The sequence below is a fragment of the Streptomyces sp. SID5469 genome, assembly GCF_009862865.1.
Classification (GTDB): domain Bacteria; phylum Actinomycetota; class Actinomycetes; order Streptomycetales; family Streptomycetaceae; genus Streptomyces; species Streptomyces avermitilis.
The window spans coordinates 6,137,249-6,159,300 of record NZ_WWIN01000001.1 but is presented as its reverse complement, the minus strand read 5'-3'; the positions used below and the strand labels follow the sequence as shown (position 1 = coordinate 6,159,300).

The following is a 22,052-nucleotide window of genomic DNA, read 5'->3' as shown; positions in this document are numbered from 1 at the left end:
CTTCGCCGCGGCGTCATCGCACCACCGCGTAGAGCACCTGTCCGCCCGGCCCCGCGGCCACCCGCCGCAGCCCCGGACCCCCGCCGGCCGCGAGTCCCCCGTCCCCGGGCCGCTGCACCACCCACCGCACCCCGTACTCCCGCAGCACCCCCAGCCGCTCGTCCCGGGACGACCCCGCGGCGAAGTACCGCCGCACCGCGGCCTCCCGCCGGGCCTCGTCGGACAGGAAGAAGTCCGGATACCCGGGAGCCACCGTGTACGCCCCGTACGCCGGGATCTGCCGGGACGGAAACGTCTTGGCCAGCACCACATCCCCGTACCGCACCCACGGCGTGATCCAGTGGTACCCCGCCCAGGGCTCCCGGTACTTCGCCGCCACCGCCTCCGGCAGCGCCCCCCGCCCCACCACGTACCCCAGCGTCCCGATCTGCGTCCACACCCCCACGGCCAGAGCGCAGGCGAGCACCACCGCCCCCGCGGCCCGCACGGCCCCCCGGGACGCCCCGGCCACCTCCACGGCCGCCGCGACCTGCGCCGGGATCAGCGCGGCCGGCAGTACGCGCCCCCATGAGTAGTGCCCGGTCAGCCCGCCCAGCGCGAACACGGCCGCACCCAGCAGGAAGAACACGACGAGCGGATCCCGCGGATCCCGGCGGGCCCGCACCCCGAGCGCCACCACCCCCACCAGCGCCAGCCCGTACCGCGCGAGCAGATCCCGGTACAGCGCCCGGTGGATGTCCTCGAGGCCGCCCACCCGGAAGAGCGCGAAGAAGTCGTAGTAAGGCCATACGACGAGCAGCAGCACCCCCACGGCGGCGGCGGCCCCGAGCCGCAGCCACACGTGCCGCCCCACGCGCGCCCCGATCACGGTCGCCAGCGCGCCGAGCGATGCCACCACCCCGGTGAACTGGTGGCTGAGCAGAATCACCGCCCACAGCAGACCGAGCCCGAGGTAGACCTCCCATCCAGCGTCCGGCGAGGCCTTCAGCGCCCGGGTCAGCAGCGCCCAGAAGTGGAAGGCGAGCCCCAGGGCGAACACGCTCGGATAGGCGACCGTCAGCGCGAGGGAGTTGAGCCCGAGGAAACCGCTCCAGTTGAACAGCTGCGTGCCCCACAGGAAGAGCACGCACAGCACGGCGAGCGGCGGCGCGAACCGGTGGCCGCTCAGCGTACGGGCGTACCGCCAGATGCCCGTCACCAGCAGCCCGAGGCCGACCACCGCGCCGAGGCGCAGCACCACGAAGACGGACAGGCCGGTCACCTTCGCGACACAGCCGAGCAGCACGGTCCACGGCGAGTAGTACGGACTCGGCGTGTCCGCGTCGACCAGGGGATTGCCGGGGTCGAGGAGGTGGTGCCGCAGCCGTTCCACGGTCGCCGCGTGCATGCCGAGGTCGCCGTTCCAGGGCAGCCGGACGATGACGAGCAGCAGCAGGACGACCAGCAGCGGCACCGCGGCCCACAGAGAGGTCCGGACCGCTCCGAGGGATGCCCTAACCGCGACGCGCATCGTGCTGGAACACCCACGTCCGATACACCAGGAAGCGGAACGCCGAGGCCAGGACGATGGACAGTGCCTTCGCCAGGTTGGAGCCGATCGGCCCGCTCATGCCGAGGCCGTGGTAGCCGACGTAGAAGAGCACGCTCTCCATGACGACGCCGAGCCCGCTGAAGGCGAAGAAGAGCGCGATCTGGCGGCGGGTGCGGGAGGCGCGGTCGCGGTAGGCGTAGCAGCGGAAGCCGATGTAATTGGTGCCCATGGCGATGACGCTGGCGAGCACCGTGGCCGCCATCGGCGCCCACTTCATGCCGTGCAGCGCGAGGTTGAAGACGAGGAAGTTCACCGCGACACCACTGCCGCCGACGACCCCGAACCTGGCCACTTCGAGCGCGAGCTTCCGGAGCCGGGCGCTTGCCGGAGGGGGCGCGGGGATCACGGCGGCCCGGTGGGCGACCTGGGGCCGCCGCTCGGAGAGGTTCACTGTCACGGGTCCGGGTCCTCCATATTCATCCGACGATCAGGCCAAACCCTAGCCCAAATGTCCCGTTTAGCAGGAAAGGGTAAAATTCATGCCGGAATTCCCCTAGGGCTCGGCAAGAAAACGGACAGTCCCCGGACACGCGAACGGGGGCGCCCCGGGCCGGTCCGGCCCGGGGCGCCCCCGTCGTCGTACGCGTCGTACCTACGCGGGACCTACGAATGCGTCCGCAGCAGCGTCCGCATCGTCCGCATCGCCACCGACAGGTTCGCCAGGTCGAACGCGTCCGAGCCCTGGATCTCCTCCAGCGTCGTCCGCGCGCGGCCCAGGATCGCCGCGTTCTTCTCCTCCCACGCCTTGAAGCGCTGCTCGGGCGTGGAGGTGCCGTTGCCGACCGCCAGGACGTCGGCGGTGAGCGACGCGTGGGCCGCGTACAGGTCCTCGCGGATCGCCGCGCGGGCCATGGACTGCCAGCGGTCGGAGCGCGGCAGTTCGATGATGCGGTCCATGAGCTGGGTGATGCTCAGACGGTCGCCGAGGTCGTAGTACACCTCGGCGACGGCCATCGGGTTCTTGCCCATGCGGTCGGCCACCGAGACGATGTCGAGCGCCGGGAAGGCGGAGGAGAAGCCGGCCACGCGCGTGGCGAGCTCGTCCGGCACGCCGGCCGCCGTCAGCTCGTCGTAGATCTTCTGCCACCACTCCTGGTCCGCGCCGCGCAGCAGCTTGGGCAGCTCGTCCCAGACCTGCTTGACCCCGTCCTTGAAGAACGCGATCGTCTCGGTGAGCTGGAGCGGCTGCGGCCGGTTGTTGAGCAGCCAGCGCGTACCGCGCTCGACGAGGCGACGCGAGTGCAGGCGGATCCGGGTCTGGACGTCCGCGTCGACCTGGCTGTCGAGCGCCTCGACCGCGTCCCACACCGCGCTCGACTCGAAGATCGCACGGGCCGCGGTCTGCGCCCTGACGATCTCCTCCAGCGAGGCGCCGGTCTCCTCCCGCAGCCGGTGCAGGAAGCTCGTACCGCCCGTGTTGACCGTGTCGTTGACCAGGACGGTCGTCACGATCTCGCGGCGCAGCGCGTGCGTGTCGATCTGCTCGCGGAACTTCGTGCGCAGCGCCGTCGGGAAGTACGCGTGCAGCAGGCTCTGCAGATACGGGTCGTCGGGCAGCGAGGTGCCGAGCAGCTCGTCGGAGACCGTGATCTTCGTGTACGCGAGCAGGACGGCCGTCTCCGGACCGGTCAGGCCCTGGCTCGCGTTCAGCCGCTCACGGATCTGCCGGTCGCTGGGCAGGAACTCCAGGGCCCGGTCGAGGTGCTTCTCGCGCACCAGGTGACGCATGAAGCGCTGCTGGGCGTGGAGCATGTCCGGGGACTGGGCGAGCGCGTTGGCGATCGCCACGTTCTGCGCGTAGTTGTTGCGCAGCACCAGGTGGCCGACCTCGTCGGTCATCTCGGCGAGCACCTTGTTGCGCTGCTTGACGGTGAGGTCGCCCTCCGTGACCAGGGCGTTGAGCAGGATCTTGATGTTCACCTCGTGGTCGGAGGTGTCCACGCCCGCGCTGTTGTCGATGGCGTCGGTGTTGATCCGCCCGCCGCTGCGCGCGAACTCGATCCGGCCGAGCTGGGTCAGTCCGAGGTTGCCGCCCTCGCCGACGACGTCGACGCGCAGGTCGGCGCCGTCCACGCGGATGGCGTCGTTGGCCTTGTCGCCGACGTCCGCGTGCGACTCCGTGCTCGCCTTGACGTATGTGCCGATGCCGCCGTTCCACAGCAGGTCGACCGGCGCCTTGAGGATCGCCTTCATCAGGTCGGCCGGGGTCATCTTGGTGATGCCGGCCTCGATGCCGAGGGCCTCACGGATGTGCGCGTTGACCGGGATCGCCTTCGCGGTACGGGGGAAGATCCCGCCCCCGCCCGACAGCAGCTCGGTGTTGTAGTCGGCCCACGACGAGCGCGGCAGCTCGAACAGCCGGCGCCGCTCGGCGTACGACGTCGCCGCGTCCGGCTTCGGGTCGATGAAGATGTGCCGGTGGTCGAAGGCCGCCACCAGCCGGATGTGCTCGGACAGCAGCATGCCGTTGCCGAACACGTCACCGGACATGTCGCCCACGCCGACGACCGTGAAGTCCTCGGTCTGGGTGTTCACGCCCAGCTCCCGGAAGTGCCGCTTCACGGACTCCCAGGCACCGCGCGCCGTGATGCCCATCTTCTTGTGGTCGTACCCCGCCGAGCCGCCGGAGGCGAAGGCGTCCCCGAGCCAGAAGTTGTACGACTCGGCGACCTCGTTGGCGATGTCCGAGAACGTCGCCGTGCCCTTGTCTGCGGCGACCACGAGGTAGGTGTCGTCCTCGTCGTGCCGTACGACGTCCGCCGGGGGCACGACCTCGCCGGCGACCAGGTTGTCCGTGATGTCGAGCAGTGCGGAGATGAAGGTCTGGTAGCTGCGGATGCCCTCCGCGAGCCACGCGTCCCGGTCCACGGACGGATCGGGCAGCTGCTTGGCGACGAAGCCGCCCTTCGCGCCGACCGGCACGATGACGGTGTTCTTCACCATCTGCGCCTTGACCAGGCCGAGGATCTCGGTGCGGAAGTCCTCACGCCGGTCGGACCAGCGCAGACCACCGCGCGCGACCTTGCCGAACCTGAGGTGCACACCCTCGACGCGCGGCGAGTACACCCAGATCTCGTACGCCGGACGCGGCGCCGGGAGGTCCGGGATGGCCTGCGGGTCGAACTTCATGGAGACGTATTCGTGCGGCTTGCCGCCGAGCGCCTCCTGGAAGAAGTTGGTCCGCAGGGTCGCCTTGATCACCGTGAGGAAGGACCGCAGGATCCGGTCCTCGTCCAGCGAGGCGACCTGGTCGAGGGCGGCGTCCAGCTCCTCCAGCAGGGCGTCGGTCAGCTCGACGCCGGCCCGCTGGCGGTCCGGGGACATCCGCGCCTCGAAGAGGCTCACCAGCAGCCGGGTGGTGTGGACGTTGTTACGGAGGGTGTCCTCCATGTAGTCCTGGCTGAAGGTGGAACCGGCCTGGCGCAGGTACTTGGCGTACGCGCGCAGCACCATCGCCTGCCGCCAGTTGAGCCCGGCGCTCAGGACGAGGGCGTTGAAGCCGTCGATCTCGGCCTCGCCGGTCCAGGTGGCGGCGAACGCCTCCTGGAACCGCTCACGGCCGTCGTCGCCGAGGGAGTCCCCGTTGCCGCTCGCGGACTTGGGCAGACGCAGCCCGAAGTCGTAGATCCAGGCGGTCGTACGGTCCGAGCAGCGCAGCTCGTACGGGCGCTCGTCGGTGACCTCGACGCCCATCCGGTTGAGTGCGGGCAGGACCGCGGACAGCGAGACCTGCTCACCCGTGCGGTAGATCTTGAAGCGGCGCTCGGAGGGCGAGGCGCCCACCGGCTCGTACAGGCTGAGCGCGAAGTCTTTGCTCTGGTCGCTCGTGAGCTTTTGCAGGTGCACCAGGTCGGCGACGGCGGCGCGCGGCGTGTGGTCGGCCTTGTAGCCCTCGGGGAAGGCGTTGCCGTAGCGACGCAGCAGCTCGGCGGCGCGCTCCTCGCCGCACTCCGCGTTCAGTGCCTCGGCGAAGGCGTCGGCCCAGGAACGGGCGGCCTCCACGAGCCGCGCCTCGATGCGCTCCTTGTCGGCGTCGGACAGCTGCGGCAGCTCGGTGCCCTGCGGGACCCGGACCACGAAGTGCAGCCGGGACAGGATCGACTCGGTGTTCCAGGCCGTGAAGTCGACGCTGGTGCCGCCGAGCTCCTCCTTGAGGATGTCGATGATCCGCAGGCGCACGCCGGTGGTGTAGCGGTCGCGGGGCAGGTAGACGAGGGCCGAGTAGTAGCGCCCGTACTCGTCCTGGCGCAGGTAGAGCCGCAGCCGCCGACGCTCCTGGAGGTACAGCACGGAGGTGACGATGGAACGCAGCTCGTCCACGGGCGTCTGGAACAGCTCGTCGCGCGGGTAGGTCTCCAGGATCTGGAGCAGGTCGCGGCCGTCGTGGCTGTTGGGCGAGAAGCCGGCCCCCTTGAGGACCTCCTCGACCTTGCGCCGGATGACCGGCACGCGCCGCACGGACTCGGTGTAGGCGGCGGACGAGAACAGTCCGAGGAACCGCCGCTCCCCGATGACCTCGCCGTTCTCGTCGAACTTCTTCACGCCGACGTAGTCGAGGTAGGACGGGCGGTGCACGGTCGACCGGCTGTTGGCCTTGGTGAGGATGAGCAGCTTGTGCTCGCGGGCCTTGGCGCGGGCGTCGGCGGGCAGCCGCTCGAAGGAGGGGCTCACGGGGTGGCTGTCGTCACCGGCGTGGTGCGGGTCGGAGCGCAGGATGCCGAGCCCGGTGCCGGGTACGGCGGCCAGCGAGTCGTCGCCCCGCAGCTCGTACTCGCGGTAGCCGAGGAAGGTGAAGTGGTCGGCCGACAGCCAGCGCAGCAGCTCGCGGGCCTCTTCGACCTCCTGGTCACGCAGGTCGTCGGCGGTCGGCTCCTTGGGCAGCTCCTCGGCCATGCGCAGCGCCGCGTCGCGCATCTTCTCCCAGTCCTCGACGGCCTCACGAACGTCGGACAGGACGCGCAGCAGGTCGGCGGTGATCTGCTTCAGATCGGCGCGGTCGGTCTCGCGGTCGATCTCGACATGGATCCAGGACTCGAGCGCCGCGTCGTGCGGCAGCTCCCCGGCGGGCGGCGGGGCGAGGACGTCGATCAGCTTGCCGGTGAGGTCGCGGCGTACGACGACCTGGGGGTGGATGACGACGTGGATGCCGCGCCCCTGCCGCGACAGCTCGTTGGTGACCGAGTCGACGAGGAAGGGCATGTCGTCGGTCACGACCTCGACGACGGAGTGGCTGCACGTCCAGCCGTTCTCCTCGACGGTCGGCGTGTGGACCCGCACGTTGGCCGTGCCCTGTGGGCGGTTCTCGGCCAGCCTGTAGTGCGAGAAGGCGGCTCCGAAGACATCGACCGGGTCGCGGTCGGCAAGGTCCTCCGGGGCGGTGTGCAGGTAGTAGCGCCGGAGGAACGCGAGCACGGTGTCCCGGTCCGGGATTCCGTCGCCCGTCGTTCCAGTCGGTAGGTGCCCCCCGACCGGACTGTTCTCAGCTACGCGAGCAGCCCTCTCGAGCAGCTCGGCCTTTGCTTCGTCCAGCTTGGTCTGCATTGTCCTCTGGCTCCTGTCGCGCGCCGTTGCGTGACGTAGAAGAAAGTACGGTCTCTTCTCCGACGTAACGCCGTGACGCGGGGTGTCCGGTCTGGTCCGACGCTATGCCGCATGGAGAGATGAGCGGGGGGTTATCGGCCATTCTCGGCACCTGCGGCGGCTGTGACGCTGCTCTCGGCAACGCCATCGGCCCAGGTACCCCGAGCATGCCGTCCCACCCGCGGAGACCAGCGACCGCCCGGTCACGGATGTCGTCCGTGCTCACCGGGCGCGGGGCAGGGGCGCCAATGCCCCCGCGAGATATCGCGCTGATCACGCCACAAGGCTATCGCTCCCGACGGGGGCCCCGTCATGAGCCGTATGTGTACAAAAGCGGGGGTGGAACTTTGACGTTCTGCACAGGGGCGGAGGAGCGGTTTTCCCACTAGGTCCTGTGGTCACGTTCTGAGCGCTGCCGTCACGTTTTGGCCGTCCGGGAGGGCGGGGCCTGGTGGCGCCTGGCGGGGGCACGGCGACCGTCGAGGGGCTGGGGCACACGGCATCGGGCGTGTGCAGTCGCGAGGCATCGCGTCCGGTCGTGGCGTGAGGCCTCACGCCGCAACGCACCGCAACGCACCGCAACGTGATGACAGTGCTCGCCTGGCACATCCAGCGGCTGCCTACCTGTGGCGAGGGTGCTGACACCCTCGCCCTCGCCCCTGGCCTCGCCCTCCCGCAGCAGCCGCACGCCGGACGGCGTCACGCCGCCAGTCGGCCGGCCTCCTCGACCGCCTCCGCCAGCGTGTCCACCACGGGCACACCGACTCCTTCGAGGCTGGCGCGGCTGTGGGAGCCGCCCGTGTAGAGGACTGCCTGCGCACCGACGTGCAGAGCGGCGACCGCGTCGTCGGCCGCGTCCCCGATCACCACCGTGCGCGCCGGATCGACGCCCGCGACGCCCGCGAGCGCGCCTATGTGCCGCACCATGTGCTCGGCCTTGCTGCCGCCGGAGGGGCCGGTCCGCCCGTCGACGCGTATGAAGTGCGGCTCGATCCCGAATCCCCGTACCAGCGGGACCAGTTCGTCATGGACGTACATGCTGAGGATCGACTGGCTGTGCCCCGCCGACTGCCACTCCACGAGCAGCTCCGCCGCTCCCTCGGTGAGCCCGCAACCGACCCTGTGCTCCGCGTAGTACCGGTGGAAGATCTCGTCCATGATCTCCCACTCGGCGTCCGTCGGCAGGCGCCCGATCAGCCGCTCGTAGAACTTCGGCACCGGCACGCAATAGAGCGCCCTGTACCGCTCGAGCGTGATCGGCTCGAGCCCCAACTCCGCGAACGCCGCGTTCGTCGCCCCGATGATCGCCGCATTGTCATGGAACAGGGTCCCGTTCCAGTCCCAGACGATGTGCGCTGCTCCGTGCATCCCCATACCAAGAACGTACCCGCCCCCACTGACAATCAAGGTCGGCGCACGTCGGACCGACTGCGAATGCCCGTGCGCCCCGCCCCCGGACCGCCCTCGGCCTGTCCCCGCAGGCCCCTCCAGCTCCTGCTCCCGCGCCCCGCAGGCCCCCTCAGCCCTCCAGCCCCACGAGGTTCGGGATCTCCTGCCTGGCGTACCAGAGCAGTTCGTGGTCCTCGGCCCCGTCCACGACGAACTGCGCGGCGTCGTCCCCGCCGTCCGCCGCGGCCAGCGCCTCCACGGCGGCGGTCACGTCCGCCTCCGCGTCGCCGGAGTCGACATGGACCGCGGCCGCCTTGGCCAGCGGTACGGCCCCGGCGACCCGCACCTCGCCGAGCGCCGCCGGGTCCAGCCCCAGGTCCGGGTCGGCGCTCGCCGCGCCGTCGGCCACGTCGACCGCGACCACGACCCGGCGCCGCACGGCACCGGGGTCCGCCGCCAGCAGCCGCAGGGAGGCGAGCGCGGCCCGGTTCAGCGCCGCGTACTCCAGCTCCTCGATGTCCTCGGAGAGGTACCACTCGCGCAACGCGGGCGTGACGGCGTACGCGACGAACGGTCCCGCTCCCAGCTCACCCGTCTTGTACGCCTCGGCGAGACCGGAGAGGGTCAGGGGGACGTAGACGCGCATGGCGAGCCGCTTTCGTAGTCGGTAAGGGGCGGCCGGAAGGCCCGTGGGGAGGGCTCCGAGGAGATCGTTCCCGCGCCCCGGCAGTCACCCCAGGATACGTGCGCGAGTCCCCTTTCGGGTCCCGCCCCGCACCCTCCGGGGCGTCCACCCACGGCCCCGTGGATCACCCGGTGCGCCCCAGGAACGCCAAGGTTTTCGCCCCCGCCACTCACTCTGATAGGTGAAGATTCCGGCCGCTCCGGCGCGCACCCGCCGTCCTTGCAGCACCCGTCCCCCGCCCCGTACAAGATCCCCAACGCGAAGTTACCGCCCGGTATCAACCGGGCTCGCGGACCGCTCAACCGCTCACGGAACGGGGACACCGCATGAACAAGGTGATGACCAGGACGAAGCGCCACCCGGGCATCCGCCCGCCCGTCCGCCACGACACCCGTCGCCCGGGCAGCACACCACGGCGTACGGCCCCCGGCGGCAGCCCGCCGCGGACGGCGTCGGCCGGCGCCCCGCACCCCCGCCCCACCGACCTCTTCGCCGACCGGCTCCTCTCCGTCCTGAGCGGCCGCCGACCGGTGCACAGCATGCTCCGCCACACCGCGGGCCGCGCCTACGACGAACTGGCCTGGCTGGCCGAACGCGGCCCCCTGCGCGCCCGCGGCACCAACCCGGTCGTCCGCGACATCGGCTACTACGTCCCGCGCCCCGGAGCGATCGAGGCCTTCGCGCGCATCGGCGCTGGCGACCAGCTCCGCGCGATGGCGTTCCGCCTGGAGTACGGGCCCGACAACCGCTGGCGCTGCACGGCGGTGGAACTGGGCGGTCCCCGCATGCCGCACATGGACGACGACTAGGAACCCCGGCCAGGGACCACGAGCAGAAGCGACAAACAGAAGCGACGAACAGAAAGCAACGCGCCGAAGCAACGCGCCGAAGCGGCAACACGGGCCGGCGACGCGCAACGCAGAGGGCCGGACACCCACAGGTGCCCGGCCCTCAGAACCGCCACGTCACTGCCGACCCGCCGGGGGCAGAGCCCCGGCCGACGTCACTTCTTGCGGCGCCGCCCGCCCTTGGACTGCTTGCGGCGCTCCGCACGCGTGAGGCCGTCCGCCTCGGACCGCACGGGCTCTTCGTCGTCGTCGCTGCTGAAGTCGCCCTCGATGATGCCGCCCTCGCCGTCCACGGTCGGCGCGGAGAAGTGCAGCCGGTCCGGCCGCTGCGGGGCTTCGAGCCCCTTGGCGCGGATCTCCGGACGGGCGCCCGCCTGCGCCGGCACCGCGTCCTCCTTCTCCAGCGAAGGCTTCTCGTCCTCGACCGGGACCTCCTCGACCTGCTGCTCGACCTGGACCTCCAGGTTGAACAGGTAGCCGACGGACTCCTCCTTGATGCCGTCCATCATGGCGGTGAACATGTCGAAGCCCTCGCGCTGGTACTCGACCAGCGGGTCCTTCTGCGCCATCGCGCGCAGGCCGATGCCCTCCTGGAGATAGTCCATCTCGTAGAGGTGCTCGCGCCACTTGCGGTCGAGGACCGACAGAACGACCCGGCGCTCCAGCTCACGCATGATCTCGGAGCCGAGCTGCGTCTCACGCTGCTCGTACTGCTCGTGGATGTCGTCCTTGATGGACTCGGAGATGAACTCGGCCGTCAGACCGGCACGGTCGCCGGCCGCCTCCTCCAGCTCATCAACGGTGACCTTCACCGGGTAGAGCTGCTTGAAGGCGCCCCACAGCCGGTCGAGGTCCCACTCCTCGGCGAAGCCCTCGGCGGTCTCCGCCTCGATGTAGGCGTCGATCGTGTCGTCCATGAAGTGGTGGATCTGCTCCTGCAGATCCTCGCCCTCCAGGACGCGGCGGCGCTCGCCGTAGATGACCTCGCGCTGCCGGTTGAGGACCTCGTCGTACTTGAGGACGTTCTTGCGGGTCTCGAAGTTCTGCGTCTCGACCTGCGACTGGGCGGACGCGATCGCGCGCGTGACCATCTTGTTCTCGATCGGCACGTCGTCGGGGACGTTCGCCATCGACATCACGCGCTCGACCATCTGGGCCTTGAACAGCCGCATCAGGTCGTCGCCCAGGGAGAGGTAGAAGCGGGACTCACCGGGGTCGCCCTGGCGGCCGGAACGACCGCGCAGCTGGTTGTCGATACGCCGCGACTCATGGCGCTCGGTGCCCAGCACGTAGAGACCGCCGAGTTCCTTGACCTCTTCGAACTCGGCCTTGACGGCCTTCTCGGCCCGCTCCAGGGCGGCGGGCAGCGCCGCGGCCCACTCCTCGATGTGCTCCTCGGGGTCGAGGCCGCGCTGGCGCAGCTCCGCCTCGGCGAGGTCATCGGGGTTGCCGCCGAGCTTGATGTCCGTACCACGGCCGGCCATGTTCGTGGCGACCGTCACGGCGCCCTTGCGGCCGGCCTGGGCGACGATCGTCGCCTCACGGTCGTGCTGCTTCGCGTTCAGCACCTCGTGCTGGATGCCGCGCTTGGAGAGCTGCTGCGAGAGGTACTCGGACTTCTCGACCGAGGTGGTGCCGACGAGGATCGGCTGGCCCTTCTCGTGCTTCTCCGCGATGTCGTCGACCACCGCGTCGAACTTGGCCACCTCGGTGCGGTAGATCAGGTCCGACTGGTCCTTGCGGACCATCGGCTTGTTCGTCGGGATCGGGACGACGCCGAGCTTGTAGATCTGGTGGAACTCGGCGGCCTCGGTCATCGCCGTACCGGTCATGCCGGAGAGCTTGTTGTAGAGGCGGAAGAAGTTCTGCAGGGTGATCGTGGCGAGCGTCTGGTTCTCGTCCTTGATGTCCACCCCTTCCTTCGCCTCGATCGCCTGGTGCATGCCCTCGTTGTAGCGGCGGCCGGCGAGGATACGGCCGGTGTGCTCGTCGACGATCATGACTTCGCCGTCGATGACGACATAGTCCTTGTCCTTCTTGAAGAGCTCCTTGGCCTTGATGGCGTTGTTCAGGTAGCCCACCAGCGGCGTGTTCACCGACTCGTAGAGGTTGTCGATGCCCAGCCAGTCCTCGACCTTGGCGACACCGGACTCGTGGATGGCGACGGTGCGCTTCTTCTCGTCGACCTCGTAGTCCCCGGTCTCCTCGATGCCCTTGAGGGTGTTGCCCGCCTCGCCCTTCTTCAGGCGGGTGACCAGCTTGGCGAAGTCGCCGTACCACTTGGTGGCCTGGTCGGCCGGTCCGGAGATGATCAGCGGCGTACGGGCCTCGTCGACGAGGATGGAGTCGACCTCGTCGACGACCGCGAAGTTGTGGCCGCGCTGCACCAGTTCGTCCTGGGACCACGCCATGTTGTCGCGCAGGTAGTCGAAGCCGAACTCGTTGTTCGTGCCGTACGTGATGTCGCACCCGTACTGCTCGCGGCGCTGGGCCGGCGTCATGTTGGCGAGGATGCAGCCGACGCTCAGACCCAGGAACTTGTGGACGCGGCCCATCATCTCGGAGTCGCGCTCGGCCAGGTAGTCGTTGACCGTGATGAGGTGGACGCCGTCTCCGGAGAGCGCGTTCAGATACGCGGGCAGGGTGCCGACGAGCGTCTTGCCCTCACCGGTCTTCATCTCGGCGACATAGCCGAGGTGGAGCGCGGCGCCGCCCATCATCTGCACGTCGTAGTGCCGCTGGCCCAGAACGCGCTTGGCCGCCTCGCGGACGGTGGCGAACGCCTCGGGCAGCAGGTCGTCGAGGCTCTCGCCGTCGGCGTACCGCTGCTTGTACTCATCGGTGAGGGCCCGCAGCTCGGCGTCGGAGAGGTCGACGAAGTCCTCTTCGATGGAGTTGACCTGGTCCGCGATGCGGTGCAGCTTGCGCAGGATCTTGCCTTCGCCTGCACGCATGATCTTTGAGAGGACGGACACGGGGGTTGGTCTCCTTGCCGGTCGGGCCTGGGACGGTTGGTTTCCATTGACATGACTGAGCAACGGCCATCGTAAGCGAGGACCCCGCCGCGCCGGGAGGTCTGCCGCTGACAGCCACTAGGACAACGGGCGGGCGTGGCGGAAGGTGCCGCGTCGACAGCACGAAAAGTGACGACGCCCTGACACAGCGCAAAACGATGGCGCCGCTCGTCACGCCCGGAGCAGAATCGGGCGATGGAACCCGCCACGCTGACCACCGATCGTCTTGTCCTGCGCACCGTGGGCACCCAGGACACCGACGCCGTGTACGAGGCAGCCCAGGACCCCGAGATCCAGCGCTGGACCACGATCCCGTCGCCCTACCTTCCGGAGCACGCGGCGAGCTTCACGGATCAGCTGGTGCCCGAAGGCTGGGCGAACGGCTCCATGTTCACGTTCGGCGTCTTCCTCCCCTCCGGCGAACTGGCCGGCATGCTCGCCCTCTCCATGCGCGCCCTCGGCGTGAGCGAGGTCGGCTTCTGGGCGACGAAGGAGCACCGCGGCAACGGCTACATCACCGAGGCCGTCCTCGCCGCCTCCCACTGGGCGTTCACCCGGATGTCGATCGACCGCGTGGAATGGCGCGCGCAAGTGGGCAACACGGGCTCCCGCGCAGTGGCCGAACGCGCCGGCTTCACGATCGAGGGCACCCTCCGCTCAGCGATCAACAACAAGGGAGTACGGCGGGACTGCTGGGTCGGCTCCCTGTTGCCGTCGGACCTGGGACTGCCGTCGACAGCGCCGTACCTTCCGACGCCGCGCTAGGGCCCGGATCCCCGTCTCCCCAGCTCAGCCCCCATTGTCAGTGCCACCCCCTACCGTGTGACCATGCCGAGCCTGCCGCGCCCCACCGCCGAACTCTCCGCTGACGACGCCCGCCGCATCGCCCTGCGCGCGCAGGGATTTTTGGGCGCCCCCGACCGTAGGGCGGGCGTGCGCGGCGTGCTCCGCCACCTCGGAGCGGTCCAGCTCGACACGATCTCGGTGCTCGCCCGCTCGCACGAGCTGATCCCGTACGCCCGCCTGGGCGCGGTGGGCCGCAAAACGGTCGAGCGGGCGTACTGGACCACCGCATCCGCCGACGCCTCCCCGGCACACCCCCACGCGTTCGAGTACTGGTCGCACGCGGCCTGCATCCTCCCCATCGAGGAGTGGCCCCACTTCGCCTTCCGCCGCCGCGCCTACCGCGCCCGCCCGCACTGGAACCACGAGCTGCCGGACGGCACGTACGACCAGGTCATCAAGCAGCTCCGCACGGAAGGCCCGCTCACCGCGACCGAGTTGGGCGGCGCGAAGAAGACCAGCGAGTGGTGGGACTGGTCGGGCACGAAGGTCGCCGTGGAGCGCGCGCTCATGTACGGCGAGGTGGTGTGCGTCGAGCGCCGCGGCTGGAAGCGGGTGTACGACCTGGCCGAGCGTGCCGTCCCAAAGACGCTGCTGCACGACGAGTTGGACGACACCGAGTGCCTGCGCCGTCTCGTCCGCCTCGCGGGCCAGTCCCTGGGCGTGGGCACACGCGCGGACATCGCCGACTACCACCGTCTCAAGGGCGAGCAGTTCGACGCGGTGATCGCGGACTCGGGTCTGGTGCCGGTGGCGGTCGAGGGCTGGTCCAAGCCGGCCTGGGCGGACCCGGCGGCGCTGGAGACGGCCCCGCGCGGCCGCCACCGCACGACGCTCCTGTCCCCCTTCGACTCCCTGGTCTGGGAGCGGGCGCGCACAGAGCGGATCTTCGGCTTCACCCACCGCCTGGAGGCATACGTCCCGAAGCCGAAGCGGATCTACGGCTACTTCGCGATGCCGGTGCTCGCGGGCGGGCAGCTGATCGGCCGCGTGGACCCCGCGCGCGAAGGCAGCACCCTGGTCGCCAAGCAGGTGACCCTGGACGGCCCCACGGCGGTCCCGGGAGTGGCGCAGGCCCTGGTGGAGGCCGCGACCTGGGTGGACTGCACGGACGTACGAGTGGAGCGGGTGGACATCCCGGAACTGCGCGAGCCCCTCGTCAGGGAACTGGCCCGCACCCTGGGATGACCCCGGGCGAACGCCTGTCGGGTGCCGCTACCGGATCTCGAGGATCTTCTCCCGCATCGCGTACACCACCGCCTCCATCCTGGAGTGCAGTTGCAGCTTCTCCAGGATGTTGCGCACATGGTTCTTCACGGTGTTCTCGGAGATGAACAGCTCCTTCGCGATATCGCGGTTGTTCATCCCGGTGGCGACCAGCTTGAGGACTTCCAGTTCGCGGTCCGTGAGCCGCGGCGCGGGCACCAGACGGCGCTCGTCCGTCCGCTGGATCATCGACTTGAACTCGGTGAGGAGTTTCGACGCCATGGAAGGGCTGATCTGCGACTGCCCGTCGGCGACCGCGCGAATGGCCGTGGCCACCTCGTCCGTGGAGATCTCCTTGAGGAGATAACCGGTCGCGCCCGCCTTGATCGCGTCGTAGAGATCGGCCTCTTCGTCGCTGATCGTCAACATGATGATCTTCGCGCTGGGCGCCACCTCCTTGATGGAGGTGCACGCCTCGATCCCGCCGCGCTTGGGCATCCGTACGTCCATCAGCACGATGTCGGGCAGCAGATCCGCGGCCTTGTCCACGGCCTCCGCGCCGTCGCCGGCCTCTCCGACGACCTGGATGTCCTCCTCGGCCGCGAGCACGATCTCCAGACCGCGGCGGAAGAGGGCGTGGTCGTCCACGACAAGGACTCGGATGGGCTCCTTGCCCGGAGAGTCCGCGTCCGGGCCCATGCCGACGACGCCGCCGTCGGCATCGTCGTCCCGCATCGGTCCGAAGCTGTCCGCCATGGTTCCTCCCCCTGAAGGCTGTGGCCTGTAGTCCTGTGCCATCGCCAACCCAAGGCAACGGCCCACCGGTTGGGCCGGTGCGGCCATGATTCCATGCCCGGACGACAGTGCGGTGACAGACCGCGGTGCGAACGGGGCGCACACCGGTGCCCCTGGGGGCGCACACGCACTCCAGGGGCACCGATCCAGTTGTCAGCCGGCGAGGTCAGCCGCCGAGTGCACCGCCCGCGTCGGCCGACTGCGCCTGGGCGACCATCGGGTCCGTGCTGAGGTGGATGACGCCGTAGTCGTATGCGTGCCGCCGGTAGACGACACTGGGCTCCTTGGTCTCGGAGTCGACGAACAGATAGAAGTCATGCCCGACCAGCTCCATCTCGTAGAGCGCCTGGTCGAGCGACATCGGGGAAGCAACGTGGGTCTTCTCGCGGACCACGAGGGGGCCTTCGCCCTTGACCTCGAGCGAGCCGATCTTCTTGGTCGGGATACCGTCCGACTCCGCCTCACTGACGATGCCGCCGCTCCCGTTCAGCGTCGCTGCGCCCGGAACGGTGTCGGCGACGTCCGCGGCGGAGAGCCTGCCCGCACCGCGGCGGGTGTGGCGCTTGTCGTGCTCCTTGCGCAGCCGGGCTTCGAGCTTGTCCGCCGCCAGGTCGAGCGCCGCGTACGGATCGCTGGCCGCTGCCTCCGCCCGGATCACCGGTCCGCGGGAGCGGAGCGTGATCTCCACTCGGTCGCAACGGTCGGCCTGCCGGGGGTTGGGCTCCTTGGACACCTCGACGTCGAGGCTGATCACCTTGCCATCGAGCTTCTGGATCTTCTCCAGCTTCAGCTTCTCGGCCACGTGCTTGCGGAACCGCTCGGGCACCTCGGTCTTGCGGCCCTTGACGACGATGTCCACGCAGAACTCCGTTCCCGGATCACTCCGCATCCCTGGCGGAGCATCTCCCTTTTGCACCAGGCCCCGGTGAGCACCGGAACCTCGGACTCGGTGACGTCCACCTCCTCCTCCCCCGTGGGCGAGATCTCCACCCCACCGGTGCGGGTGATTGCAGAAAACCCGCGGCACGGCATTCGGATATGCGAGGTGCGGGCTGTGCCATTCCCTCACAACCGAACATATCTCGCCTGGACGGATGTCGTCACCCTCTACCGCGGCGTACCTCCGTTCAGGTGAAATTACCCTCTGGTTACCTGCAACGATGCAAGTTCGTGGTCAGTTCCAGTTTATTTCGAAAGCGTCCGGAGAAGCTGCGACAACGGCTGCTCGGACCCCGTCTCCGGCATCGCTCGTACGCGCCATTCTCCGTACGGCTTCTGTCCGCTCCGGCTCCGTCACTGTCGCTCCCACCATCCGTTCTCCCGTTGTTTCCCGCGTTCCTTCTCCGTACACCTGCGTGTCCGCCATCGCGGCCCGCACCGCGCGGGCCGCCTCCGCCAGCGAAGCGCCGGTCGTCATCAGGTCGTCGACGAGCACGACCCGCCCCCCACCGGCCAGCAGCCGGGCGCCCCCGGCGGCCACCTCCAGCGCGCCCGCGAGATTCGCCAGCCGCTGCCGGGCGTTGAGCCCCGACTGGTCTGCCACGAACCGCCGCTGCCGCAGCACGGCCGCCACCCGCGCCACCGTCCCGGCCCGCCGCAGCTCTCCCGCCGCCGCGAGCGCGATCCGCCGCGCGGGATCATGCCCCCGCGCCCGCACCACCCGCCGCGACGACGGCACCGGAACCAGCAGCACGGACTCCCGCACGACGCCGCCTCCGGGCCGCACCGGCCCGTCCCCGCACCAGGGCCTCGCAGACCCCAGCCCCGCCCGCACAGCCCCCGCCAGAGCCGTCCCCAGCGGTCCTGCCAGCGCCAGCGCACCGCGTTCCTTGTGCGCGAGGAGCGCCGCCCGCACCCCGCCCTCGTACGCCGCCGACGCGTGCACGACAGGCAGCCCCGACGGCTCCGGCTCCGGTCGCACCCGGCACGGCGCGGCCCCGTGAAGGGCGGCACGGCACTCCGGGCAGAGCACCGTACGAGGCTTGCCGCAGCCTCCGCACTCGGCCGGCAGCACCAGATCCGTGAGGTCCTGCCACCACCCCCGCATGCCCACCACTGTGCCAATGCCCGCGCTGTCCTGCCAGACCTGTGGACAACTCCCTGTGGACAACCGGCCACCATCGCCACAGGCCGTCACCCACACGGGGGACGGCCTGTGACGCGGAAGCCTCGAATGGCCTCTCACCTGGGACAACGGGGCTCAGCCCGGATAGACCGGAGCCGTCCCCTCCTTCATGACCTTCTGCCACTGCGCTCCGGACGACAGCCGTACGATCCCGTCCTCCGAGTACGCCACCAGCGGCAGCCGCTCGTCCTCGGACGCCGCGATCTGCTGCACGCCGGTCAGCGAGGCGGGCGCCGAGCCCGACGGCGTGGAGCCGTCGACCTGGACGTACCGCATCTGCTGCACACCGCCCTTCTCGCGCCCGACCACCACGAGCCGGCTGTCCCCGGCCCACGACATGGCCGTGACCTCCTCCAGCTGCGGTGTCACGGAGTGCAGTTCGAGAATCGACACATCGGCGCGCTCATCGGCCTTGGTCTCCCGCTCGATACGTCCGATCTGCAGAGACGTCTTGCCGTCCCGTTCCACGATCAGCGCGATCCGCACGCCGTCGGCAGCCACTCGTACGGCGTCGATGCGCCCGTCGAGCCTGGGCGTGCGCACCTCCAGCGGTTCGCCCGAGCCCTTCTGCAACAGGAGCAGCCGGGACTTCGCCGGGTCCCGGTCGGCCACCCACAGGTCACCTCCGCCGTCCCAGCTGGGAGTCGTCAGCCGGTCCTTCTCGGTCGTGCCCGCACTGTGCACGACCGCCTCGCCGAGCGAGGCACCCGACACCAGCGACCCGACGTACAGCGAGCTCCCGTCGAACGAGACCCCGGCCGCGGTGACCTCGTCACGCGAGACCGCCGCAGCGCGCAGCTTCTTGGCACCCTCACCCAGCGCCCCAGGCACCGGATCCGGGTCCTTGCCGTTGCTGCTGCCGGACAACCGCACGAGCCGCTGCTCGCCGTCGATGAAGTACTCGTACTCGCCCGACTTGCCCGTGCCGTGCGAGGCGATGCTCTCGGCCTCGGCCTCCCCGAGATCGCACAGCGTGGACCCGTCGGACCGCTGCAGCTCCACCTCGTCCACACCCGTGGGCGTCAGATCCTTGAGCGTGAACAGAAGTTGGGCCGCCATCTTGGTGCACTGCGCCCGTCCGACGCGGTCGGCCTTCTTGTTCAGCGGCACCGTCAGCTTGTTCTGGTCGTCGGGCGCCAGCGACGTGACGCCCTTCTTCAGCCCCGTGTCGGTGGGGAAGCTCGACCTCGCCACCGGCGCCAGCCAGCGCGTGGGGCCCTTCAGCAGCTCGGTGACCATCGCCGTCACCGGGTCCACCTTGCCGCGTACGTACACCGGGTCCGCGACGGTGCCCAGCTGACCGCTCGTCCCGGCGGGCACGTTCGAGGCGAAGTAGTACTTGTTGACGGACTTGTAGTTGCGTTCGAAGTCGGACTTGCCCATCACCACGCCCTGCGGGAGCGCGTCGATGCGCCACTGCCCGGTCTTCCGCTGCAGCGTGAGATGCACCGTCCCGGTGTAGTCACCCGAGTCCGGCGCATACGCGTGCTGCCCGTCCACCTTGGCGAGCCTGCTGCCCGTCAGCGTGTACGCGAAGTCGTCGCCGGTCTCCCGGTTCCTCGTGCGCTCCGGCTCGGGATTCGGCCCGTCGGCGAGCACGGTGGTGGACTTGTAGGGCCGCCACTGCTTCGAGGCATCGCCGGTGAGGTACTCCCGCGCCGTCTCATACTGCGGGTCGTCGCTGGTCAGCGCCTCCAGGAAACCCTGGACGATCTCAGCGGGCGCGGCATCCTCACGCGGCGGCATCGCGAACACCCGGACCTGCGCGTCCTGCCGGGGCGTCGACTCGACACCCCGCAGATCCCCGCTGTCCGGCATCGAGGCGCACCCCGTCAGCAGCACGGCACCACAGCCGACGTACGCCCCCAGCCGCAGCGCGCGCCGTCGGCCGCCCCCCTCAGCGCCCACGAAATGCCTCCCCTTGCCCGCTGCCGCTCTCGGGCGGCTCCTGTGTGCTCCGTCCCCCGCTCGCCGGGGGCGTGTCGTTCTGCTTGCGTGCGCCGCCCGCGGGCCGCGGCACCACCCGCGCGCCGTTACCGGGCAGCGCGGTGGGGTCGGCTGTGGGGGTCGCCGTCGCCAGCCGCGGCGCCATGGGCGCGCGCGGGGGCATCTGCGGCGGCGCGTTCTCACCGGCGGGCTGGACGGGCACCGTGGCGAGCTTGCCGGAGCCGCCGAGCGGCAGACCGGCACCATTAAGTCCACGATTACGCCGCGAGTCCTTGGGCTCCAGCGGTATCGGGGATCCCCGCAGCGGCTCGTCCGCGGTCCGCGGCAGCGTCAGCCGGAACTGCGAACCGCCGCCCGGCTCACCCCATGCCTGCAACCAGCCGCCGTGCAGCCGGGCGTCCTCCAAGGCGATGGACAGCCCGAGGCCCGTACCACCGGTGGTACGCGCGCGTGCCGGATCCGCCCGCCAGAAACGGCTGAACACCCGGGTCGCCTCGCCGGGCTTGAGCCCCACCCCGTAGTCACGCACCGCGACAGCGACCGCGCCGCCCGCAGCGGCGAGCTTGACCACCACGTCCTTGCCCTCACCGTGCTCCACGGCGTTGACCACGAGATTGCGCAGCACCCGCTCGACGCGCCGGGCGTCCGCCTCGGCCACCACGGGCTGCTGGTCACCGACGACACGTATGTGCGTGCCCTTCCGCTCGGCGAGCGGCTCGGCCCCGCTGACGACCCGCCGGACGACCTCCCGCAGGTCGATCGCGTCCGCCTCCAGCGCCGCCGCGCCCGCGTCGAAGCGGCTGATCTCCAGCAGATCCGCGAGCAGCGACTCGAACCGGTCCAGCTGGTCGGCGAGCAGTTCCGCGGACCGCGCGGTCACCGGATCGAAGTCCACGCGCGCCTCATGGATGACGTCGGCCGCCATCCGCACGGTCGTCAACGGCGTACGCAGCTCGTGCGACACGTCCGACACGAACCGCCGCTGCATCCGCGAGAGGTCCTCCAGCTGCTGAATCTTCAACTGAAGGTTCTGCGCCATCTTGTTGAAAGCCTCGCCGAGGCGCGCGATGTCGTCCTCGCCCGTGACCTTCATACGTTCTTGCAGGTGCCCGGCGGACAGCCGCTCGGCGATCCCCGCAGCCATCCGTACCGGCGTGACCACCTGGCGCACCACCAGCCAGGCGATGGCCCCGAGCAGCACCACGACGAACAGGCCCGCCGTCGCCAGTGTCCCCTTGACCAGGCTGAGCGACTTCTCCTCCTGGGTGAGCGGGAAGAGGTAGTACAGCTGGTAAGGGTCGCCGTTGGGGTCGTTGACCTGCTTGCCGATGATCAGCGCCGGCTGCGCCTCACGGCCGTGATCGGTGTAGACGATGCGGGTGTAGCTCTGGGCCACGCCCAAGCCGGCGTCGACGCGTTTCCGCAGGCCTTCCGGCACGCTGAGGCTGGGTTCGACGCCGCCCGACGCGCGCGGCCCCAGACCCCTGTTCTCGTTGTCCGCGGCCCTGGTGCTGAGCGTCACGACGTCGAAGGCGCCCTGGCCGCCGCTGGAGAGCGAGGCCACCAGGTCAGTCATCCAACCGCTGACGTTCTGCACGGGGGTGCCGGCCGCTCCGGCGTTTTCGTCCCCGCCGCTCGCGCTCGCCGTGCTGTCGGCCCTCTGCCCGGCGACGGTGAACCCGCCCACGGCCTGACTCTGGGATGCCTTCACCTTGGCGTCCAGCAAACCGTTGCGCACCTGCCCGATGACCACGAAGCCCAGCAGGAGCACCACGCCCAGCGACATCAGCAACGTGGTGACGACGATCTTGAGCTGGATGTTGCGCCGCCACAGCCGCATCACGGGCAGCAGCGGACGACGCACCCAGCGCATGACGAGCCGGAGGACCGGGCTGCCCTGGACTCCGCCCTGCAGCAGCCCGCCCTCCATGAACCGTCCCCAGCGAGAGCCCGTCATCTTTCGGCCGACAGGCCGCCCCGAACGGGCCCCCGGCTGTCCGGGTGCCGAAGCGGCACTGTCCCGGGACAT

14 protein-coding genes are annotated in these 22,052 nt (G+C 70.0%); 3 read left to right on the top strand and 11 right to left on the bottom strand.

What is annotated here, in order from left to right; translation table 11 throughout:
* Nucleotides 1-13: 13 nt before the first annotated feature.
* The 5 genes from GTY58_RS26530 to GTY58_RS26510 all read right to left on the bottom strand — a co-directional run bounded on the left by GTY58_RS26530 (nt 14) and on the right by GTY58_RS26510 (nt 9,206).
* Nucleotides 14-1,510 (bottom strand): membrane protein, encoded by a 1,497-nt coding sequence (locus tag GTY58_RS26530; protein ID WP_010986482.1) that lies wholly within the window; start codon nt 1,508-1,510, stop codon nt 14-16.
* Nucleotides 1,494-1,988, bottom strand: coding sequence for a GtrA family protein (locus GTY58_RS26525; protein WP_242432152.1), 495 nt, complete (start codon nt 1,986-1,988; stop codon nt 1,494-1,496). The genes GTY58_RS26530 and GTY58_RS26525 overlap by 17 nt, the downstream gene beginning before the upstream one ends.
* 206 nt (nt 1,989-2,194) lie before the next feature.
* Complete coding sequence (locus GTY58_RS26520) at nt 2,195-7,132, bottom strand: NAD-glutamate dehydrogenase (RefSeq protein ID WP_010986480.1); 4,938 nt, start codon at nt 7,130-7,132, stop codon at nt 2,195-2,197.
* Nucleotides 7,133-7,870: 738 nt separating this feature from the next.
* On the bottom strand, nt 7,871-8,545 hold the full coding sequence (locus tag GTY58_RS26515) for an HAD family hydrolase (protein ID WP_010986479.1): 675 nt from the start codon (nt 8,543-8,545) through the stop codon (nt 7,871-7,873).
* 145 nt (nt 8,546-8,690) lie between these two features.
* A complete protein-coding gene (locus tag GTY58_RS26510) occupies nt 8,691-9,206 on the bottom strand; it encodes a hypothetical protein (protein ID WP_010986478.1) in 516 nt (171 codons plus the stop codon).
* 365 nt (nt 9,207-9,571) lie between these two features.
* Here GTY58_RS26510 and GTY58_RS26505 point away from each other — a divergent pair, with 365 nt between their 5' ends.
* Complete coding sequence (locus tag GTY58_RS26505) at nt 9,572-10,054, top strand: Rv3235 family protein (protein WP_037651642.1); 483 nt, start codon at nt 9,572-9,574, stop codon at nt 10,052-10,054.
* Nucleotides 10,055-10,248: 194 nt separating this feature from the next.
* Here GTY58_RS26505 and secA read toward each other — a convergent pair whose 3' ends face one another.
* Nucleotides 10,249-13,068 carry a preprotein translocase subunit SecA gene (gene secA / locus GTY58_RS26500; RefSeq protein WP_010986476.1) on the bottom strand — a complete coding sequence of 940 codons (2,820 nt, stop codon included), beginning with the start codon at nt 13,066-13,068 and terminating at the stop codon, nt 10,249-10,251.
* A 234-nt stretch (nt 13,069-13,302) separates the two neighbouring features.
* Between secA and GTY58_RS26495 the strand changes: the two genes are divergently transcribed.
* Together GTY58_RS26495 and GTY58_RS26490 are read left to right on the top strand one after the other, a co-directional pair.
* The gene (locus tag GTY58_RS26495; protein ID WP_010986475.1) at nt 13,303-13,872 is read left to right on the top strand and encodes a GNAT family N-acetyltransferase; all 570 of its coding nucleotides are present in this window, start codon (nt 13,303-13,305) and stop codon (nt 13,870-13,872) included.
* A 63-nt stretch (nt 13,873-13,935) separates the two neighbouring features.
* Nucleotides 13,936-15,138, top strand: coding sequence for a crosslink repair DNA glycosylase YcaQ family protein (locus tag GTY58_RS26490; protein WP_010986474.1), 1,203 nt, complete (start codon nt 13,936-13,938; stop codon nt 15,136-15,138).
* A gap of 27 nt (nt 15,139-15,165) precedes the next feature.
* Here the strand turns inward: GTY58_RS26490 and GTY58_RS26485 are convergent, their stop codons facing one another.
* From GTY58_RS26485 to mtrB, 5 genes are all read right to left on the bottom strand, one after another.
* Complete coding sequence (locus GTY58_RS26485) at nt 15,166-15,912, bottom strand: response regulator transcription factor (RefSeq protein WP_010986473.1); 747 nt, start codon at nt 15,910-15,912, stop codon at nt 15,166-15,168.
* Nucleotides 15,913-16,117: 205 nt separating this feature from the next.
* Nucleotides 16,118-16,840 (bottom strand): ribosome-associated translation inhibitor RaiA, encoded by a 723-nt coding sequence (raiA, locus tag GTY58_RS26480; protein WP_078234505.1) that lies wholly within the window; start codon nt 16,838-16,840, stop codon nt 16,118-16,120.
* A gap of 285 nt (nt 16,841-17,125) precedes the next feature.
* Nucleotides 17,126-17,998: a ComF family protein gene (locus GTY58_RS26475; protein ID WP_037651677.1), complete on the bottom strand. Its 873-nt coding sequence runs from the start codon at nt 17,996-17,998 to the stop codon at nt 17,126-17,128.
* Nucleotides 17,999-18,151: 153 nt separating this feature from the next.
* On the bottom strand, nt 18,152-19,984 hold the full coding sequence (locus GTY58_RS26470) for an LpqB family beta-propeller domain-containing protein (RefSeq protein WP_010986470.1): 1,833 nt from the start codon (nt 19,982-19,984) through the stop codon (nt 18,152-18,154).
* Entirely contained in the window at nt 19,974-22,052 is a 2,079-nt protein-coding gene (mtrB, locus tag GTY58_RS26465) for an MtrAB system histidine kinase MtrB (protein ID WP_010986469.1), read from the bottom strand. Before mtrB ends, GTY58_RS26470 begins: the two co-directional genes overlap by 11 nt.